This is a genomic window from Bacillus sp. FSL K6-2431 (genome assembly GCF_038005165.1).
In the GTDB taxonomy this organism is placed as follows: domain Bacteria; phylum Bacillota; class Bacilli; order Bacillales; family Bacillaceae; genus Bacillus; species Bacillus pumilus.
Window position 1 is genome coordinate 62,933 of sequence record NZ_JBBOSQ010000001.1, and the last position, 18,771, is coordinate 81,703.

Here is an 18,771-nt window from a genome sequence, read left to right on the forward strand (position 1 = left end):
TGAGGTGTCCATTTTATGGCCGATCAAAGGTTTGTTGTCGTTGATATTGAAACCACCGGAAATTCACCTAAAAAGGGTGATAAAATCATTCAAATTGCTGCGGTGGTCATTGAAAATGGACAAATTGTCGAACGGTATTCAAAATATGTGAACCCGGGAAAAGCGATCCCTGGATTTATTGAACAGCTGACAGGCATTCAGCAGCATATGGTAGACGATGCAGTGTTTTTTGAGGACATTGCCCAAGAGGTGTATGATCTCATTCAAGGCGCTTATTTTGTTGCGCACAATGTTCATTTTGACTTGAATTTTTTAAATGATGAACTAAAAGCATGCGGGAAAAATGAGCTGGATGTGCTAGCGATTGATACAGTTGAAATTTCTAGAATTCTTTATCCAGAGCTTGAAGGCTATAAGCTCACTGAATTAAGCGAAGAGCTCATGCTTCCACATGACCACCCGCACAGGGCGGATAGTGATGCGGAAGTTACTGCCATGTTATTTTTAACCTTACTCCATCAATTAACACATACACCGCCAAATGTGCTAAAGCAGCTGCGCAGATTATCCTCTTATCTCTTAAGTGATATAGGACTTTTAATCCAGCAGCTTGAAACGAGTGATGCTAGCCGCGAAGATTCTTTGGTAGAAGTCGGCTCTTTTGCTGTTAAAGATGTCACCAATTCTGAAAAGGATACGACAGATTCAGTAGGGGAAGACGATGAACAGCTATTTGAGGAGATCAAAAAGAAGCTTCCACACACAGTGGAAGGCTATGAAGTAAGAGAAGGCCAGCTCAAGATGATGAATAAAGTGAGAGATGTGTTTCATGAAAGAGCTTATGCTTTAATTGAAGCGGCACCAGGTATTGGAAAAACGCTCGCATACCTCATACCAGCTGCATTAGAAGCAAAGAAATCAGGAAAACCTGTCATTATTAGTACATATTCCATTCTTTTGCAGCAGCAAATGCTTCAGCGTGATGTGCCGATTTTAAATCAATTGCTTCCATTTGAGCCAGCAGCCTGTGTATTCAAAGGTCGGGCGCATTATATTTGCTTAGATAAGTTTGAGCATGTGCTGCATGAGGAAGATGATAATTATGATGTGGTCTTAACGAAGGCGCAAATATTAATGTGGCTCCTTGTGACAGAAACGGGTGATTTATCTGAACTAAATTTACCGTCGGGAGCTGCCAATATAAAAGACCGGATTTCGTGTGTGCACATGCCGTTTACATCGAAAAAGCGCCGCTTTAAAGGATACTGCTTTTATGAGCGTGCGAAAAGAAGGGCCAAAACAGCTGATTTAATTTTAACGAATCATCGCCTGCTCTTATCACAAACGGAAGCATCATCTATCTTTCAGCATGCTGACGTATATGTGATTGACGAGGCTCACCAATTTGAGAAAACAGCCAATGAAACGCTAGGGGATAGTGCGTCGTATATTCAGCTTCATGCGAAATTAACGCAGCTTGGCTCCATGCAGGGCGGTCTGTTAAAGAAGCTCAAAAAGAGATTTCACGGTGCCGGCTTACAGACGGACACCTTTATCGAAATGGATGAGTATCTTCATCAGCTTCAAATGGAAAGTGACGCCTTCTTTAGTACCGTTCATTCTTTTGTCAAAAGGACAAAACCAAAAGCAGACATCAATCGTCTCATTCATAGAGTCCGTCATCATTCGAAGCATGCGCAGTGGAAACGGATTAAAGAGACGGCAAGTAAGCTTTGTTCTTTGTTAATTGCTTGTGAAAAGCTGTATGAGCAGCAAAAAAGCGAGCTTCTTCAAAAAAGTGATCAGTTGACAGAGCACTTTGCGTTTGAAGCAGAGGAATACGATCAAGTGATGTCGTTTATGCACACATTTTGCAGTACGCTGTACCGATTCATTTTTGAACCGAAAAACGATGAAACGGTTTGGATTGAGATTGATGCAAAAGGTGCCAAAAATGCTGTCTTTATGCATGCACAGCCGCTAGATACTGGAGAGCTTTTAGCGGATCGATTTTTTATGAACAAAAAAAGTGTTGTCCTCACATCAGGGACACTCACAATCAATGGTCGCTTTGATTATTGCTTAGAACGATTTGGTTTGCAGGATTTTTATCCGCATCTTGTACAGATTGAGTCACCGTTTGAACTTGAAAAACAGCTCAAGGTTATCGTACCAGCTGATATGCCGCCGATTACGAACCGTGATGAGCGCGACTATGTAAAGCAATCAGTACGGTACATTAAGATGATGGAAAAGCAGCATCAAGCGAAAATATTGGTGTTATTTAATTCACATGAGATGTTAAAAGCAGTGTATGATGAACTGAAAACAGAAGGGATGCAAGCCGCCCTTTTTGCTCAAGGTCTGACGGGCGGTAGCCCTGTTAAATTAACGAAGATGTTCAAATTAGCAAAACATGCGATTTTACTTGGTACGGGTAGTTTTTGGGAAGGTGTCGATTTTCCTGGATCAGAGCTGACAACAGTCATTATGGCACGCCTCCCGTTTCGGCCGCCTGATTCACCGCTCATTGAAGCAAAATGTGATGCCGCTAAAAAACAGGGAAAGAACCCGTTTAAAGCCGTTGCACTCCCAGAAGCTGTGTTAACCTTTAAACAAGGTGCAGGACGCTTGCTGCGCTCTGAAAAAGACATAGGGACATTGCTCATTTTAGACCGCCGAGTGAAAACCGCGTCATATGGAAAGCTATTTTTAGAATCACTCCCTCTTGCGCCAGTCCACGAGATGTCAAAAGAATCACTTGAGGCGTATATAGAGAAACTCAACAACGAAAAGCCGCTGTCATAAGCGGCCTTTAGCTGGTGTGGGTTTGGAGTTAATTTATCGTAACGGCTTTTTGTGTTCCGTTGTAAAAATAGTATCGGTTCCCGCGCCGAAAAGTATGACTAACAATATTTACGTACCGAGGAGGAATTAGAAGTGGAAAGTAAAATAGAGGTACTTTCAACTGTTCACATTAAGCATTCAGAGGACCTGTATAAAATTGTTGACTTATTGAACAGAACGCTTAAAAGAGAAGATCTCATGTTTGGATTGGCATTAGATCAAGAAGATCAAAATCAAGCGATATTTACAATATATCGCACATAGGGGAAGCTTGACATGAAAAAAATAGTTTGGATCATTTCATCCGTTGTGGCTCTCGTTTTGCTCATTGGCATCATCAGCTTTACGTGGATTTATCAGATTGCCATGGGGCAAAAGGAACAAGGTCATGAGGCGGCGATTGAACGAGCAAAAAAACAAGCAAACATCGTACAAGTGGAGCAAGTAGAAACCTTTGTCGGAAAAGAAAAACAATTTATTGTTGAAGGGAAAAACAAACAAAATGAAACAACCTATGTTTGGGTACCTGCCAGCAAAAAAGAAAAAGTGATTGCAAAAAAAGCAAAAGACGGTATTACCTCAAATCAAGCAGTACAAGCTGTTCAAAAGGAGAACACAGTCTCTAAGCTAAAGGACGTTCAATTAGCAAGAGAAGGTGACGTACTCCTTTGGGAAGTGACGTACTTAAATGAAAACAATCAATACAGCTTTAGCTATGTCGACTTCTCAACAGGACATGTGGAAAAAAATGTAACACCATAGTTTCTCCTGTCTTGCGTTGACCATGCTGATTTAGAACGGTTATAATAAAATGTATGAAAAAAGAATCACACCTATCGAAAAGGTGAGTTTCTTTCTGGCTTTGGAGGGAATTATGTTGAAAACAACGATTAATCAAGTGTTCAAACATGTCGATGAAGATGTAACCATCGGCGCATGGATTGCCAATAAACGTTCAAGCGGTAAAATTGCATTCTTGCAGCTGCGTGACGGGACAGGCTTTATTCAAGGAGTCGTAGTAAAAGCAGAAGTGGAAGAGGAAGTCTTTAAGCTTGCGAAATCAGTCACTCAAGAAACATCTGTCTATGTGACAGGACAAGTAACAAAAGACGAGCGTTCACCTCTTGGTTTTGAATTGCAAGTGAAATCCATTGAAGTGATTCACGAAGCAACTGACTACCCAATTACACCAAAAGAGCATGGAACAGAATTCTTAATGGATCACCGTCATTTATGGCTTCGTTCTAAAAAGCAGCATGCCATTATGAAAATTCGTAACGAAATCATTCGTGCTACATATGAGTTCTTCCATCAAGAAGGCTTCGTGAAAGTAGATCCGCCAATTTTAACTGGAAGTGCACCTGAGGGCACAACGGAGCTGTTTGCGACGAAATATTTTGATGAAGATGCGTACCTTTCTCAAAGTGGACAGCTTTACATGGAAGCTGCGGCAATGGCACTCGGAAAAGTATTCTCATTCGGCCCAACATTTAGAGCTGAAAAATCTAAAACTAAACGTCATTTAATTGAGTTTTGGATGATCGAGCCTGAGATGGCTTTTGTCGAATTTAATGAAAACCTTGAGTACCAAGAAAATTATGTGACTCATGTGGTTCAAAGTGTACTTGAAAACTGTAAAGTGGAACTGCATACACTTGGCCGTGATACAGCAAAATTAGAAAATATCAAAGCACCATTCCCGCACATCACTTACGATGAAGCAATTAAATTCTTGCAAGAAAAAGGCTTTGACGATATTGAATGGGGAGATGACTTCGGCGCACCTCACGAAACAGCGATCGCTGAAAGCTACGATAAACCAGTGTTTATCACTCATTATCCAACATCATTAAAACCATTTTACATGCAGCCTGCACCAGATCGTGATGATGTTGTTCTTTGTGCAGACTTGATTGCACCAGAAGGCTACGGAGAGATCATTGGCGGTTCTGAGCGTGTCCATGATCTAGAGCTGCTTGAAGCAAGATTGAAAGAACATGGGCTAGATCAAGAAACATACAAATGGTACACAGAATTAAGACAATATGGTTCTGTACCGCATTCAGGTTTTGGTCTTGGACTTGAACGTACTGTTGCTTGGATTAGTGGAGCGCCGCATGTTCGTGAAACCATTCCTTTCCCAAGATTATTAAACCGTTTATATCCTTAAGACGTGAAAGCCTCCAACATATGGAGGCTTTTTCAAACGTTTTTTGAAGGGGCACGTGAAATAAAACGTGATATACTTAAAGTGAAGAGGTGTATCCGATGAATAGGCAGCAATTTATTAATATGCAGCAAATGGGTTCGACCAGTTTGCCTAATTTGCTGATTGCTCATTATGAGCAGTTAGGACTGAATGAATCACAAATGATGGTGATGCTTAAGATTAAAATGAATGAAGAACAAGGTGTGTTCTTTCAAACATTTGAAGAGCTATCCCATGGCATGACGATTTCAGCTGAAGAGTGTGCGTATATGGTTCAGCATTTAATTCAAAAAGGATTTATTTCGATTCAGCCGTTTGAAGACGGGTCTGGTATTCAGCATGACCGTTACTCAGTTGAGCCTTTATGGGGCGTGCTGTATGACTTTTTAGAGGCAAAACAAGCGAAGGAAGGTCAAAAACTTCACGTACAGGCTGAAAAGTCTTTATATGCTTTATTTGAAGATGAATTTGGCAGACCGCTCTCTCCTCTTGAAGGAGAAACACTCTCGATCTGGATGGATCAAGACCATCATGATGCTGAAATGATTCGCCTAGCATTAAGAGAAGCGGTTTTATCAGGAAAATTAAATTTCCGTTATATCGACCGAATTCTGTTTGAGTGGAAAAAGAAAGGGCTAAAAACAGCGGAAGAAGCAAAAGAGCATAGCCAGCATTTCCGTTCTCAGCAAAAAGCGCCACCATCAAAAGAAGAGACGTCAACATATAAGCGACAAGTTCCTTTTTATAATTGGCTGGAACAATAACCAATGAAGGAGAAGTCATGTTATCAAAAAAACAAATCAATGAATGTTTAGATATTATAGGAGATATGTTTCCAGAGGCCGAGTGTGAGCTTGTTCATTCGAATCCATTTGAACTTGTGATCGCTGTAGCACTCTCTGCGCAGTGTACAGACGTGCTTGTCAACAAAGTGACCAAAACGTTATTTCAAAAATATAAAACACCAGAAGACTATTTAAGTGTACCGCTTGAAGAATTGCAGCAAGATATTCGTTCGATTGGCCTTTATCGAAATAAAGCCAAAAACATTCAAAAGTTGAGCAAAATGCTGATTGAAGAATATGGCGGCGAAGTGCCAAAGGATCGGGACGAGCTTGTGAAGCTTCCTGGGGTGGGCCGGAAAACAGCAAATGTCGTTGTTTCGGTCGCTTTTGGGGTGCCGGCAATTGCAGTGGATACACATGTAGAACGTGTTAGCAAGAGACTGGGAATCTGCCGCTGGAAGGATTCTGTTCTCGAAGTAGAACAAACCTTAATGAAAAAAGTGCCAGAAGAAGATTGGTCTGTGACGCATCACCGCCTGATCTTTTTTGGCAGATATCACTGCAAAGCGCAACGTCCGCAGTGCGAATCTTGTCCGCTTCTTGATATGTGTAGAGAAGGGCAGAAGAGGCTGAAAAAAGGATTGGTGAAGCTGGCATGAGCGGGGCAGTTGTTTTTTCCTCATATGTCGAAAAACTAAAAGGGAAAAAGGTAGAGATGAAAGGCGATCGAGTAGACATCCTTAGAGAGCATCCACTCGCATATGATCTATCTTCAGAACCTTTAAGAGATGAACTTCCATGGCAGAAAACAGAAGAATTTGTTCCTGTGATGTTCGAACTGTGGAATGAATTAAAAGAAAAAATGCTTCCTCGTTTTCAAACAAGAAAGTCCCGGTGTGAAGAAGATGATATGCTGCAAGGGATTGTCAGTATGATTGCGATGTTTTACTGGATCAAAGGGGAGAGACTGCAAACGCTTGATTGGGAACATATTAAGCAAGAGACATTTCCTGTTGCTCCTATTAATTGGACAGAACGTTTAGAGTTCATATTGGTAAAACCGACTCAATATCACTGCTTCATTCAACTAGACGAGCTATACACAGAACTAAAAAAGCAGTATGGAAAATATGAAGCACTTAAAAAAATCAGACAAAACCGTTAAAAAAGCACTTGCCATATAGGCAAGTGCTCAGCGTGTAGACAAACCCTCGCATTCGTTGTCAGGTCTGCGCGCTAGTGCTCACGAATGTTCAATTCGCTCCGCGCCAGTGCTCGCCCTTCCTAGACTTCAAAGGTTTTCTATCACGCTGAAAAGAAGACAAAGTGCTAAAATAAACATCATTTTAGCACTTTGTCAACAATAAAAGCACTTGCCATATAGGCAAGTGCTTTTTCATTATTCATTTTCTTTTCGATTAGGAGAAGTTGATTGCGAACTTGAGTTTTGAGAGTTCGTTTTTGCATCATCTTTCTTTTTATCTTTATTGTCAGTTTGTGAATTGCCGTTCCCATTTGTACTGTCTGAGCCATCATCGGAAGAACCATTATTTCCGTTTTCCGTATTTCCGCCTTGATCCTGATCCTTATCTTTGTCTGGATCTTTTTTATCATCTGGCTTTTGCTCATCAGTGCCTGGGGGTTGATTTTTGTTATCGTCAGTCTGGTCTGTCTGCTCGTCGTCAGGCTGCTGTGGTTCTTCTTCTTCTTTGTTCTCATCATCTGCTTTTTCTTCCTTATCTTCATCATCTTTGATGGTGAGGAAGGTAGAAGCTGCTTTACTTGTGACATCCTCTACAGTGGCTGTCACTTGGAATTTATAAGTAGAGCCAGGCTTTACATCAGAGATGACCGCTTCTTTAGCAGAACTGTTTTGAATCTCTTTATAGCCGCCGTTATCTACCGCTTGTTTTACATTAAATGTAGCATCTGCGTCGTTATCATAGCCCCAAGTCAGTGTGATGGATTTTTTCTCTTCATCATACACTGCTTTTAAATCAGAAGGCTTATCAGCTTCTTTTTTCTCATATGTGTCAGACACTTTTGTCGGAACCGTACCTTTTACAAAGTATTCTGTTGTCTTCTTCTCACTAGGTGTATTTGGTCCGGCCAATTTCGCTGGATCCGATCCTTTTTCAACCGTAGCTTCTACGACACTGTCTGGTTTTTCAAATGAGCCGCTTCCATCATCAATTTGAGAAATTAATCGCTGGAAGACGAGTTTGGCAACACGCTGCTCATAATCTGTGAGCCACATTTTGCCGTCCGCATCTTTTGAGTTACCGATTCCAGTCCAAACGGCTGCTGTATATTGCGGCGTATAACCAACAAACCACGAATCTTTCGCACCGCCAGAAGGAATATTGTATTTATTGATATCATCTTGTGTAAAGTTCGTTGTACCTGTTTTACCAGCTACTTGAACGTTCGGTACTTGTGCAAGTGTCCCAGTTCCAGATTGGACAGCAGTTTTCAGCATATCTGTGACCATAAAGGCTGTGTAATCACTCATAGCCGCTTTGGAATCTGGCGTTAGGTCAAGCTTTGTACCGTCATTAAATTCAACAGACTTGACAGCATGCGGTTCGTTATAATATCCATTATTACCGAATGCACTAAAGGCCCCAGCCATTTTTAGAGAGGACACGCCATCGTCAAATCCACCGATTGAGTAAGACTCAGGAATGTCAGACGGTAAGTCCATACCTAAATTATTGGCGAATTGAACGGCATTGTCTGTGCCAGCTTCTTGGAAAGCTTTTAGGGCAGGGATGTTTCGTGATTGTGCCAAAGCACTTCTCATCGACATTTTCCCTAAATGTCTTCTGTCAAAGTTATTAATTGGTGTACCGTTTGAGTACGTATACGGCGCATCATCAATTTGCTGGTACGTTGACCATTTTTTGTTTTCAATGACTGGACCGTAATCTAAAATTGGTTTGATTGTTGAACCTGGCTGACGTTTTGCATCAGTCGCATAGTTAAAGCCGCCGGCTGGTACATCACGTCCACCGCCAATAGCGCGAATTTCACCATTTTTCGTATCAAGCAGAGTAACACCTGCCTGCATACCTTTCGTAAATCCAACTGAATCTCCATTGATAATATCATCTAGGTGATCCTGAGCTTTTCGATCAAGTGATGTATAGATTTTTAGTCCATCAGTTGATACATCCACTTTGGCTTTTTTCTGTACTTCTTCCATGACTTCTTCAATATAAGCAGAATACTTACTTGAGTTCTGGCTCTTATATTTATCAGCAGGGATGACAGTTTTGCTGACAGGGGTTGCTTTTGCAACTTCATAGTCTTTCTCTGAAATGTAGCCTTGTTTTTTCATGAGCCCTAGCACGATATTGCGGCGTTTTTCCGCTGCCTCAGGATTTTTCACTGGGTTATAAGCAGAAGGACTCTGCGGCATACCTGCAAGTGTGGCAGCCTGTGCAACCGTTAGTTTATTTAAATCTGTCACGCCGAAAAATTGTTCAGCCGCTTTCCCAACACCGTAAGCATAAGGTGAGAAGAAAATGCGGTTTAAATACATTTCTAAAATTTCATCTTTAGAGTACTTTTGCTCAAGCTGAATCGAGAGCCATACTTCCTGTACTTTACGTTTTAACGTTTTTTGATTGTTAAGTAGAGTGTTTTTCACAACTTGCTGTGTAATTGTACTTCCACCTTCAGCTCCAAAGCCGTCCTCGACGTTTGCGACAAGGGCACCGCCAATACGGATTGGGTCAATCCCGTGGTGTTTATAAAAACGTGCATCTTCCGTTGCGATAAATGCTTCTTTTACCACATCGGGTATATCTTTAATCGAGACATACGTTCTTTTTTCCGCACCGACTTCTGCAAACACTTTCTTGTCTATGTCATAAAGCTTTGAAGAATACGGTGTTTTGAGCTTACTATCATCAATTGAAGGAGCGCTCGATGCAAAAACGGCAAAAGTTGTGATTCCGGCCACTACACAAAGAAGACCGATCACGAGTAAAGATAAAAATATTTTTTTAAATAGACCTGCTTTCTTTTTGCCTTTTTTGTTCTTTTGCTTCTTATTGTTTTCTTGACTTGCTTTACGTCGCTGTTCACGACTTGTAAATTGATCAGACATCACATCTCAACCTTTCGTGTTAAACCTTTTTCGAACGTCATTGCTACTCACTTTCATCCGAAAAATGAAGTGTCTCCACTACTTTAATATAATCAATTCTTGGCGAATATCCAAGTGTCATTAAGTGGCCGGCTTCCATTAATTCATCTTTACTAATGGATTTCCGGCCGTTTAGCTTCTGCCGCTCCCAGAAGAAAAAGAGATCTGAAGCGGGCAAATAATAAACGGAGCCAAATGCGGATATAATAACGAAACAAATGCCGCCTAGCTTTTCAACCTGTTTCATATGCTCAATTTGATGGTCGTGGAAATTTTTGAGCGGAAACGAGGTGGTGCTTTTGGTCTCCTTTGCTTCAAAATCGATATAGCGCCCTTTGTACACTCCATTATAGTCTGTTGTGGATGATTGCTTAAAATAGGCTTCTTTGATCACAGCAGCGCTTCTTTTTGGATAATCCACATTCACAATCTGAACGGGGGTAGGCTTTTTATGAATGACTGCGATCCCATTGACCAAATAGTACTGGTTGGTTTCATTTAAGTCAGCCTCAAGCGTCATCCCGCGGTTACTATAAGAGGATTCGCCGCTGATTCTTTTTTTTGTCCCAATTGGTTGAATGGGCTGATACGATTTTCCGTTTGGATACCGAATCATCAAGTTTCAGCCTCCTTTTAATGCATTTTGTATTGGAGAGATACCTATGTTGTCACAAGAAGAGCACATAATCACTCAGCATATATTGCGTGAAACGAAAGTGAAAAATAAAGACAACCTGACGAGGACAAATGCTTACAAGCGCTTTTATGATCGTCATCCAGAGATGAAATGGTCGCTGCTTGCTTCCTTTGTCTCGAGAAATGCTGGATGGTCTATGACGGATCTAAAGGGCGAGCTCTTCCATCCAGGTTTAACAGATCAAGAGGGGCACCTTTTTTTCACAGCATATGAAAGAGCGAATTGGCTGATCTTTTCGGATGCTTACCCTCAGCTTCTTTTGTATGAATGGTCTAAGCGGTGCGGCAAACCTTTGTTCCATCTGCTTCCGTATTTTTCTGTATCTCGTTTTATGAGCACTGAGTGGGAACGTTTTTGGCTAAAGCGTGACACAGAGCGCCTGCTTTATGCACTCATCATAAATGAACAATATACTATACAATCTCCTATTATACAAAATCCTCTACTGAAAAAGAATGTTTTTCACTCGATTCAATATCTGTTTAGTGAGTGGGGACATTTTCAAACCGTTGTTTTTCCAACGGTGGACGGGCATTTGTACGGGTTAACCATACGGAAGTTTTCCCACGTAAAGGAGCGTATTTCATTAGGGAAAAAACTAGCGAAACTATTATTTCGGGCCGATTTATTTTCGGATTTTTATCATTTTTTGCATACTGTTCCGCATACCGGATCACGGTTTGATTTTGAGCCGTTTTTAGGGATCGCTAGAAGGTCAACACCTTTTCTTCGAACTGTTTATCCAGTGATGACACATTCATTAGACGATCAAAGAGAAGATTGGTTTCAAAAGAAATTGAGCTCATCTTTGTTTGATGCAGAGACATTGCCAAAACAAATTGAGCTGACCGACTGGTATTTTCATAAAAAAAGACAGCTTCGTTTTCTTTTCTCATTAGAGCACTATTTTTTGCATAAATAAAAAGCAGGGGGTACCTGCTTTTTTTACGTGGATGGTCGATTAGGACCGCCGAGCTTTTTATCAAGCTGATCTGTACTGTTTTCTTTCCCTTTTGGCTTTTGCTCTTTTGGTGCTGGCTGCTTTTTCATGAAATCTACCTCCTTTGTCCTTAGAATTTACACAATCGGACGCAATCATACAAAGAAGGACAAGCATATGTCGAAAAGGAAGAAATAGCGCTCATCTACACTTAGATTGGCGATTTGCTTCTAGTTTTGTCATGTGTGAAGGAGGGTGTGAAAGAAAAGAGAATGTAACGAGAGACGATAAAGGAGGAATCTGATGATGAGCGAATTTGTATCAAAAGAATCCATTTTGCAGTTATTAGAGGAAATCGAGCGAAAAATTGATGCGGTGGAAGAAGAGCTGTCTTTTGCTGTGAACGAAACAACACGTGCAGCCATAGAGGAGCAAGAACAAATGATAGACCGGCTTGAATCAGAAGTAAAGGACTGTGAAGTGAAGATTCACGCAGCTGAGTATCAACTGGCGGCAAGACCGGCATACCACGCAGGGTAGCTTTCTATTTGAGCAATAAGTAAACGTTTGATAGGATGGTTCATAGAGGTGAACACTTTGGATAATCAAACATTACTTGAACATACACAAGAGCTGAGAATATGGATCGAAGAGGCGTATGAGCAGTACCAAAAGGGAAAGGCTGAAGAGGAATACCCCGTATATGATTTTCACACAGAAATTCAGCCGGCCGTTGAGTCATTTGATCAGAAAATGGAAGAGTGGCTCACTGCTGCGATCTCGTTTATTCATCTGGCGAAGCCTATATATTTACACGAAGAACAGCTTGAAGCTGTCAAAGAAAATGGGAAAGAGGTTGTCCTGCAATCTTATTTTGGCAAACAGCATGCACCCCGTGTGAAAAATTTAGTTGAGTCAGTGATTTACACACTGAACCTTTTAATAGAAGAAATCAACAAGCGCAGCTGAAGACATCGCTGCGTTTTTCTTATGGCTGCTTTAGGCACATCTTCTGCTTTTCGTCATAATATATGAGTGACAAGACTATGCGCTGAGAGCGAGAGGAGCGAGATATATGATCCCTTATTCAAACCAGCAGCCGTATGAATTCAATCCATTCAATCAAGGGCCATTTCCGTATCCAGAAATGCAGCAGCAGCCTCCGCAGCCTCCAGAATATTTTATGCCGCCACATCAAGGTGGAATGAGCCAGGCATCACCTGCTGTCTATCAGCCGCCTTATGGATATCAAGAAAATGTGCCGCCTTTTCAGCCGCCCGAAGCGATCAATCAACCCCAGATGCAGCCACCAGGTATGATGCCCATGCAGCAGCCTATGAACCCTTATCCTTTGCCAAGACCGCAAAAACAGCAATCATCTCAATTTAAAAGTGTGCTATCGCAATTCAAAAAAACGAATGGACAATTCGACTTTAACAAAATGTTTGATACAGCTGGGCAAATGATGAGTACGATGAATCAAGTAGGCTCATTAGCGAAAGGATTTACGAGCATTTTTAAAGCATAGTTAAAACCCAATAGAAGGATCTATTGGGCTCTTTGCTTTGGTGCCGTCACACGAAGCGTTTGATCTTTCCACACGCTTTTCATGTTCGTTTCATCTATTTTTGCCGGCATTAAAATGGTTTTTGTAAAGCTCGAATACGAGGAAGTTGTATCCGTTTTAATTGTTTCCTGTACGGATAAGTGTAAATATTGGGCTTTTACTTCTAGTGCGATATCGCCTTCGACAAAATGGTCGGGAAATTGGATTGCGATATACACAAACTGCTCATCCTCTGTCACATCGGTCGTAATCGATGCAAGTGAATGCGATGTGGTCATGAGTGCCTCCGCACTATTTAATATCTCATGAAACGGGGAGGATGCGAAAAATTGCTCAATCGCTTCATAGAGAATATCTTCATTTGCCAGCAATTCATGTTTCTTTTCGCCTTCATGTTCCATTTGAATCACCTCTCATCTACAGCCTATGCAGAAAGGACTCAGGCGGTTATCAATTGATGAGAGGAAAAAATTATGATTAAATAGTGTTGAATGAAGCAAGGTGTATGAGCGCAGCGTTTCATACACGGAATAGATATAGAAGCAAAGCTTGAAGGGAGCAATTGACATTGCTGAAAAAATTATTCGGTTTCGGGAAAAACCAAGATGATGTAAAAGAAGAAATCATTTATTCTCCAGCTGATGGAGAGTTAATGGATATGACGGATGTACCAGACCCTGTTTTTTCTCAAAAGATGATGGGAGACGGCGTAGCAGTCAAACCAAATAGTGGCACGATTGTGTCACCAGTAGAGGGTGAAATCATCCAGCTCTTCCATACAAAACATGCAATTGGCATTCGAACACTCTCAGGGCTTGAGCTTCTGATTCATATCGGACTTGAAACAGTGGGATTAAATGGTGAAGGATTTGAAGCGCACATCAAAGAGGGCGATAAAGTGAAGATCGGTGACCCTCTCATTACGTGTGATTTAGAACTGATTGAAGAGAAAGCGGCAAGTACAGTGACACCGATTGTCATTATGAATGGTGACTTGATCGAGCATCTCGATAAAGAACCAAAGGGATCTGTTGAAAAACAGACATCTAAGCTTTTTACCGTTAAATTAAAATAATCAGGACAAAAAAACTACCCAATCGCATGAGGGTAGTTTTTTTGATGACATTAATCTTCCATCGGAACCCAGCCTTGACTTGCTTCCATAACAGACCACAATCCTTCTGGAATCAAATATTGATCTTTTTGGCTGCGTTTAATAACAGTTTCAATCTCGCTTTCTCTGCCTTCTTTAATCTTCTTTGCCCAATCTGAGTCGACGATCAGCTCACGTGCGATAGCGATAAGCGGAATTCCTTGGTTATAGGCACTTAGTGCATCTTCGGCTGTAATGACGCTGCCTACACCGATGAGCGGAAGGTTATCGCCGCAGCGATCTTTTAGCAGCTCCATACGCGTCTTATCCGTATCTGCACCGCGTCTTGCTTTAGAGTCAATCTCCATTAAAGAGATATGCAAATAATCAAGGTTTTTAGTTTTAAGAACATCGACTAAGGTAAACGTCTCTGTCATCGTTAAACCAGGCGTTTCTGGTTCTTCAGGGGATAATCGATATCCAAAGATAAACGGTTTTTTCGCATGCTTTTCAATTGCTTCTTTCACTGCATCCACAACAGCGATAGGGAAAGCTAGCCGCTTTTCTTCATTTCCTCCCCACTGATCTGTCCGCTGGTTGCTATGCGGAGAGTAAAATTGCTGTAATAGATAACCGTTTGCACCGTGGATTTCCACGCCGTCAAATCCTGCTTCGACCGCTCGTCTTGCCGCTTCTTTAAAAGAGTCAATGATATGGACAATTTCCTCTTCTTTTAAAGCGCGTGCAATCTGTTTTCCATCTTTAAACACGTCACTTGGCGCAACCACATCACCATTTGGAACTAAGTGAGGGAGAGCCTGAGAGCCGCCGTGATGAATTTGAATGATGGCTTTTGTTCCCTTTGCCTGAATCGCAGAAGCTAGTTTTTTCAGGCCGGGTATATCTTCATCTCTTGCAATAGAAGGCTGTCCTTCAAATGCCTTACCATCTGGAGTCACGTTTGCACATGCTGTGATCACCATGCCCATATCACTAGATCTAGCTGTAATGAAATCAATTTCCTCTTTAGAAATAGTGCCATCCTCGTGAGAACCGAAGTGTGTCATTGGCGCAACGACTAACCGGCCATTAATAGACGCACCTCCTGGAAACGTAAATGGTTCAAATAAAGGCTCAAAATCTTTTTTCATACGATTTCCTTCTTTCTTGAAATGTTTTCTCTTCTGAAGTGTAATTGATATGGTTACATGCAAACAAATAATTTGCTCAGAAAAACATTTCAAAAATTGTCGTATGCAAACAAATAATCGGTGCACTAGAATTAAGAGGTGGAACGTAATGGAAAGGAAAATAATGACTGATCTTATTGATGAATTAAAAGCAGATGAACAAGTTGTACATTGGCATGAAATAAATGAGAACACCGCAAAGACATCGATAATTTCGCAGCAGGTCGCTGAAAGATAAAAGTCGTGTTAGAAAAAAGGACGTGAGTGAGCTCTATATACATCAAAAAGAAGCCAATGAGCGTGTCATGGCAGGGTGGGGATGATCGGAAATCAATTAGGAGATGAAGATGCCCATAGCATGCAGGGAGAACTTTCCTATGTTTGTTGATTCGTCATGGCTTTATTCTGAAATGAAACCCACAAAAAGTGGGTTTCATACAGTAAGAAATAGAGAGAGGTTCATTCTTTAAAAAAGAAAGAACTTAGAAGGGGCTTGGGATGAAATCATTTCAATCTTCTTTTGTTTTTGGAATTGATCATGATCAAATAGTGAGAGAGAAGCTCATGAGATCCCAGAGGCTTCCGCTAAATATTCAATTAGATGCAGGGCACGCATAGAATGAGAGAGACCTTCACGTTCTATACCAAGTTTCATCTGCAATAGGCAACCTGGATTGGTTGTGATGACAACGGTTGCGTTTGTAGCTTTCGTATGCTTCATTTTTTCATCAAGAATCTGCATGGAAGCATCATAATTTACGATATTATAAATGCCTGCTGATCCGCAGCACATATTTGCTTGCTCCATTTCGATAAATTGTATTCCAGGGATACTTTTCAATAATTCCAAAGGTTCTTGATTTACTTTCTGAACATTGGTCATATGACAGGAGTGCTGATAGGTCACCCTTTCGCCATGACGGGGCTGTAAGTCTGGCAAACCACCGCAAGCGACAAGTACCTGGCTTATATCTCTTGATTTAGCAGAGAAAGCAGCAGCTTTTTCGGCCCACTCTTCGTCATTCGAAAGTAAATGTCCGTACTCATAAAGCTGGGCGCCGCAACCTCCTGCATTATTTACTATAAAATCGGCATTTATTTGTTCGAATGCGAGAATATTTTGCTTTGCTAGGTGACGTGCTTCGTCCATTTCTCCAGTATGAGCTTGTAGTGCTCCGCAACAGGTTTGTTTCGGAACCACCACAACATCACAGCCTACTTCTGAAAGTAACTTTATAGATAGTTGATTTATAGTGTGGAACATAGAGTCCATAATACAGCCAGTAAAAAATGCAACAGTATATTTTGCTTTTAGCTTTGCCTTCACTTCGGTTGATGCTCGACTACGCTCTATAGGGGAAGTAGGAGTAGGAATAATCGACTCAAATTCGCCTAAGTTATATGGGGTATTTTTCATAATGCCAGACGCCCGGGCAGCTTTTTGTAATCCGCTTGTTTTATATAGCCAGATAGAATGACCAGCTACATTCATCATCTTTTTGTTCGGAATGACTTTTTTCAGCATCACTTTTCGTAATAGACGTACTGGTAAGGAAAATTTTTTGCGTTTTACAATTGCTGCACGTGCTGCTTCTAGGATCGAACCATATTCTACACCTGTGGGACAAGCTGTCTCACACGCCCGGCAGCCCAAACACAAATTGAGTGGTTCTTCAAGAACGGATAAATCTGTAATCTTTCCTTCACCAACCATCTTTACTAGATTAATCCGACCACGAGGTGAGTGAGTTTCTGTACCGAAAGTTACATATGTTGGGCATACAGGTAAACAATAGCCACACTGAACACAATTTTTTGTTTTGTCATACTGAAGTTCTTCTCTTAATTCATTAAGTGGTACCGTCATGTTATCTCAACTCCAATTTTTGTCCTGGCTCAGGGAATATCTTACCAGGATTCATAATATTGTTCGGGTCCCATGCTTTTTTTATACGTTTCATCATATCAAGTCCAACTGCACCGAGTTCCATTTCCATAAACGGTGCTTTCATCGTTCCAATCCCATGCTCACCTGAAAGTGTCCCACCAAGCTCAACAGCAGCCGTAAAAATTTCTGCAACAGCTTGTTCAACACGAATCATTTCTTCCTGATCTGTTTTATCACAAATAATATTCGGATGAAGATTACCATCACCAGCATGACCAAACACAACAAGGTGAATGCCGTATTTATCACGTATGTTCAGTAATCTTTCACACATTTCAGGTATTTTACTTCGAGGGACGGTAGCATCCTCAGAGATTTTAGTTGGCTTAATCCGCGCGATGGCTGGTGATACAAGCTTACGAGCTTTCCAAAGCTCTGTTTCCTCGGCTTTATTCTTTGGAATTGTTACTTCTCTCGCCCCTACAGTACGGCATAATACAGCCGCTTGTTCCATTTCTTCTTTCAGAGAGAGGGGGTGGCCGTCAAGTTCAATTAATATAAGTGCTGCTGCGTCAGTGGGTAAACCAAGAGGTTCAAAATTCTCGACTGCTACAATAGAAGACTGATCCATTAGCTCCATTTTAGATGGCAAAATACCGGAAGAAAGAATTTTGGAAATGGCACTTCCAGCATCAACAAGGTTATCAAAAATGGCCATGATGGTCCCACTGGCCTGTGGTTTAGGAATGAGTCTCAATATTGCTTTTGTTATAATACCAAGTGTTCCTTCTGAACCCACAATGAGTTTCGTTAAATCGTAACCGGTAACATTCTTTACTGTTTTACCGCCGGTTTTGATGATTTCTCCTTCCGGGGTAATGATTTCAAGACCAATGACATAATCTTTTGTCACGCCATACTTCAGTCCTCTTGGGCCACCTGAGTTTTCTGCTAAATTACCAGCAATCGTAGAAACGTGAGAACTGCTTGGATCCGGTGGATACATGAGTCCTTTTTGTTCGGCAGCTTTATGAATGTCTGATGTCAATACACCTGGAGAAACAATTGCAATAAGATCTTCTTCATGAATTTCAAGCAAATCGTTCATAATAGATAAATCTATGACAATCCCTCCTTTAACAGGAAGAGGACCTCCACTTAGGCTCGTTGCCTGACCTCGTGGGCAAACAGGTATTTTTTCGCAATTAGCAAACTTCACAAGGGAGGCTAATTCGTCTACGCTTTTAGTCTGAATGACGATATCGGGTAAATAGGTTCCAAAAGAACCATCGAATGAATAACTAAAACGATCACTTTCATCTATGAGTATTCTCCCCGTTTTTATGATTGCTTCGATGTTCTCTATATGATAATCGGTCACTACTTTCATTTAATCCTCATC

The 18,771-nt window shown here is 41.2% G+C and carries 19 protein-coding genes; 12 read left to right on the forward strand and 7 right to left on the reverse strand.

Annotation, left to right across the window (positions count from 1 at the left end):
* The first annotated feature begins 15 nt into the window (after window positions 1-15).
* From dinG to MHH40_RS00390, 7 genes are all read left to right on the forward strand, one after another.
* Window positions 16-2,808, forward strand: coding sequence for an ATP-dependent DNA helicase DinG (gene dinG / locus MHH40_RS00360; protein ID WP_340900534.1), 2,793 nt, complete (start codon window positions 16-18; stop codon window positions 2,806-2,808).
* Between the two features lie 132 nt (window positions 2,809-2,940).
* The gene (locus MHH40_RS00365) at window positions 2,941-3,111 is read left to right on the forward strand and encodes a YpmA family protein (RefSeq protein ID WP_003215469.1); all 171 of its coding nucleotides are present in this window, start codon (window positions 2,941-2,943) and stop codon (window positions 3,109-3,111) included.
* A 12-nt stretch (window positions 3,112-3,123) separates the two neighbouring features.
* Entirely contained in the window at window positions 3,124-3,609 is a 486-nt protein-coding gene (gene tseB, locus MHH40_RS00370; protein ID WP_050943862.1) for a cell wall elongation/penicillin-binding protein regulator TseB, read from the forward strand.
* A gap of 115 nt (window positions 3,610-3,724) precedes the next feature.
* Entirely contained in the window at window positions 3,725-5,017 is a 1,293-nt protein-coding gene (gene asnS, locus MHH40_RS00375) for an asparagine--tRNA ligase (protein WP_340900535.1), read from the forward strand.
* A gap of 98 nt (window positions 5,018-5,115) precedes the next feature.
* Window positions 5,116-5,820 (forward strand): DnaD domain-containing protein, encoded by a 705-nt coding sequence (locus MHH40_RS00380; RefSeq protein WP_034661036.1) that lies wholly within the window; start codon window positions 5,116-5,118, stop codon window positions 5,818-5,820.
* A 17-nt stretch (window positions 5,821-5,837) separates the two neighbouring features.
* The gene (gene nth / locus MHH40_RS00385; protein ID WP_012010351.1) at window positions 5,838-6,500 is read left to right on the forward strand and encodes an endonuclease III; all 663 of its coding nucleotides are present in this window, start codon (window positions 5,838-5,840) and stop codon (window positions 6,498-6,500) included.
* Window positions 6,497-7,006: a YpoC family protein gene (locus MHH40_RS00390; RefSeq protein ID WP_003215857.1), complete on the forward strand. Its 510-nt coding sequence runs from the start codon at window positions 6,497-6,499 to the stop codon at window positions 7,004-7,006. Before nth ends, MHH40_RS00390 begins: the two co-directional genes overlap by 4 nt.
* Before the next feature lie 234 nt (window positions 7,007-7,240).
* Here MHH40_RS00390 and MHH40_RS00395 read toward each other — a convergent pair whose 3' ends face one another.
* Both MHH40_RS00395 and recU read right to left on the reverse strand, forming a co-directional pair.
* Window positions 7,241-9,955, reverse strand: a complete 2,715-nt coding sequence (locus MHH40_RS00395; protein ID WP_050943863.1) for a PBP1A family penicillin-binding protein — start codon at window positions 9,953-9,955, stop codon at window positions 7,241-7,243.
* 43 nt (window positions 9,956-9,998) lie between these two features.
* On the reverse strand, window positions 9,999-10,610 hold the full coding sequence (gene recU / locus MHH40_RS00400) for a Holliday junction resolvase RecU (protein ID WP_050943864.1): 612 nt from the start codon (window positions 10,608-10,610) through the stop codon (window positions 9,999-10,001).
* 46 nt (window positions 10,611-10,656) lie between these two features.
* Here recU and MHH40_RS00405 point away from each other — a divergent pair, with 46 nt between their 5' ends.
* Window positions 10,657-11,613, forward strand: a complete 957-nt coding sequence (locus MHH40_RS00405; RefSeq protein ID WP_309216849.1) for a DUF2515 domain-containing protein — start codon at window positions 10,657-10,659, stop codon at window positions 11,611-11,613.
* A gap of 23 nt (window positions 11,614-11,636) precedes the next feature.
* On the opposite strand, the gene sspM is transcribed toward MHH40_RS00405, so the two are convergent.
* Window positions 11,637-11,741 carry an acid-soluble spore protein SspM gene (sspM, locus tag MHH40_RS00410; RefSeq protein ID WP_012010346.1) on the reverse strand — a complete coding sequence of 35 codons (105 nt, stop codon included), beginning with the start codon at window positions 11,739-11,741 and terminating at the stop codon, window positions 11,637-11,639.
* A 196-nt stretch (window positions 11,742-11,937) separates the two neighbouring features.
* Between sspM and MHH40_RS00415 the strand changes: the two genes are divergently transcribed.
* The 3 genes from MHH40_RS00415 to MHH40_RS00425 all read left to right on the forward strand — a co-directional run bounded on the left by MHH40_RS00415 (window position 11,938) and on the right by MHH40_RS00425 (window position 13,159).
* Complete coding sequence (locus MHH40_RS00415) at window positions 11,938-12,171, forward strand: DUF5446 family protein (RefSeq protein WP_340900537.1); 234 nt, start codon at window positions 11,938-11,940, stop codon at window positions 12,169-12,171.
* A gap of 57 nt (window positions 12,172-12,228) precedes the next feature.
* A complete protein-coding gene (locus tag MHH40_RS00420) occupies window positions 12,229-12,600 on the forward strand; it encodes a YppE family protein (RefSeq protein WP_340900538.1) in 372 nt (123 codons plus the stop codon).
* Window positions 12,601-12,706: 106 nt separating this feature from the next.
* Window positions 12,707-13,159, forward strand: a complete 453-nt coding sequence (locus tag MHH40_RS00425; protein WP_137055056.1) for a YppG family protein — start codon at window positions 12,707-12,709, stop codon at window positions 13,157-13,159.
* Between the two features lie 20 nt (window positions 13,160-13,179).
* Here the strand turns inward: MHH40_RS00425 and MHH40_RS00430 are convergent, their stop codons facing one another.
* Window positions 13,180-13,599: an Hsp20/alpha crystallin family protein gene (locus tag MHH40_RS00430; RefSeq protein ID WP_003215994.1), complete on the reverse strand. Its 420-nt coding sequence runs from the start codon at window positions 13,597-13,599 to the stop codon at window positions 13,180-13,182.
* Window positions 13,600-13,766: 167 nt separating this feature from the next.
* Here MHH40_RS00430 and MHH40_RS00435 point away from each other — a divergent pair, with 167 nt between their 5' ends.
* Entirely contained in the window at window positions 13,767-14,273 is a 507-nt protein-coding gene (locus MHH40_RS00435) for a PTS sugar transporter subunit IIA (protein WP_003216086.1), read from the forward strand.
* A gap of 50 nt (window positions 14,274-14,323) precedes the next feature.
* On the opposite strand, the gene MHH40_RS00440 is transcribed toward MHH40_RS00435, so the two are convergent.
* The 3 genes from MHH40_RS00440 to MHH40_RS00450 form a co-directional block, all read right to left on the reverse strand.
* The gene (locus MHH40_RS00440; RefSeq protein ID WP_050943869.1) at window positions 14,324-15,442 is read right to left on the reverse strand and encodes an NADH-dependent flavin oxidoreductase; all 1,119 of its coding nucleotides are present in this window, start codon (window positions 15,440-15,442) and stop codon (window positions 14,324-14,326) included.
* 601 nt (window positions 15,443-16,043) lie between these two features.
* On the reverse strand, window positions 16,044-17,348 hold the full coding sequence (locus MHH40_RS00445) for a (Fe-S)-binding protein (RefSeq protein WP_050943870.1): 1,305 nt from the start codon (window positions 17,346-17,348) through the stop codon (window positions 16,044-16,046).
* A 1-nt stretch (window position 17,349) separates the two neighbouring features.
* Window positions 17,350-18,759, reverse strand: a complete 1,410-nt coding sequence (locus MHH40_RS00450; RefSeq protein ID WP_050943871.1) for an FAD-binding oxidoreductase — start codon at window positions 18,757-18,759, stop codon at window positions 17,350-17,352.
* Window positions 18,760-18,771: the final 12 nt, after the last annotated feature.

Bases quoted from the DNA above. Each gene is read 5' to 3' on its own strand.
- dinG (WP_340900534.1), top strand. From the start codon at position 16: ATGGCCGATCAAAGGTTTGTTGTCGTTGATATTGAAACCACCGGAAAT.
- tseB (WP_050943862.1), top strand. From the start codon at position 3,124: ATGAAAAAAATAGTTTGGATCATTTCATCCGTTGTGGCTCTCGTTTTG.
- MHH40_RS00380 (WP_034661036.1), top strand. From the start codon at position 5,116: ATGAATAGGCAGCAATTTATTAATATGCAGCAAATGGGTTCGACCAGT.
- nth (WP_012010351.1), top strand. From the start codon at position 5,838: ATGTTATCAAAAAAACAAATCAATGAATGTTTAGATATTATAGGAGAT.
- MHH40_RS00390 (WP_003215857.1), top strand. From the start codon at position 6,497: ATGAGCGGGGCAGTTGTTTTTTCCTCATATGTCGAAAAACTAAAAGGG.
- MHH40_RS00395 (WP_050943863.1), bottom strand. From the start codon at position 9,955: ATGTCTGATCAATTTACAAGTCGTGAACAGCGACGTAAAGCAAGTCAA.
- recU (WP_050943864.1), bottom strand. From the start codon at position 10,610: ATGATTCGGTATCCAAACGGAAAATCGTATCAGCCCATTCAACCAATT.
- MHH40_RS00405 (WP_309216849.1), top strand. From the start codon at position 10,657: ATGTTGTCACAAGAAGAGCACATAATCACTCAGCATATATTGCGTGAA.
- sspM (WP_012010346.1), bottom strand. From the start codon at position 11,741: ATGAAAAAGCAGCCAGCACCAAAAGAGCAAAAGCCAAAAGGGAAAGAA.
- MHH40_RS00415 (WP_340900537.1), top strand. From the start codon at position 11,938: ATGAGCGAATTTGTATCAAAAGAATCCATTTTGCAGTTATTAGAGGAA.
- MHH40_RS00425 (WP_137055056.1), top strand. From the start codon at position 12,707: ATGATCCCTTATTCAAACCAGCAGCCGTATGAATTCAATCCATTCAAT.
- MHH40_RS00430 (WP_003215994.1), bottom strand. From the start codon at position 13,599: ATGGAACATGAAGGCGAAAAGAAACATGAATTGCTGGCAAATGAAGAT.
- MHH40_RS00440 (WP_050943869.1), bottom strand. From the start codon at position 15,442: ATGAAAAAAGATTTTGAGCCTTTATTTGAACCATTTACGTTTCCAGGA.
- MHH40_RS00445 (WP_050943870.1), bottom strand. From the start codon at position 17,348: ATGACGGTACCACTTAATGAATTAAGAGAAGAACTTCAGTATGACAAA.
- MHH40_RS00450 (WP_050943871.1), bottom strand. From the start codon at position 18,759: ATGAAAGTAGTGACCGATTATCATATAGAGAACATCGAAGCAATCATA.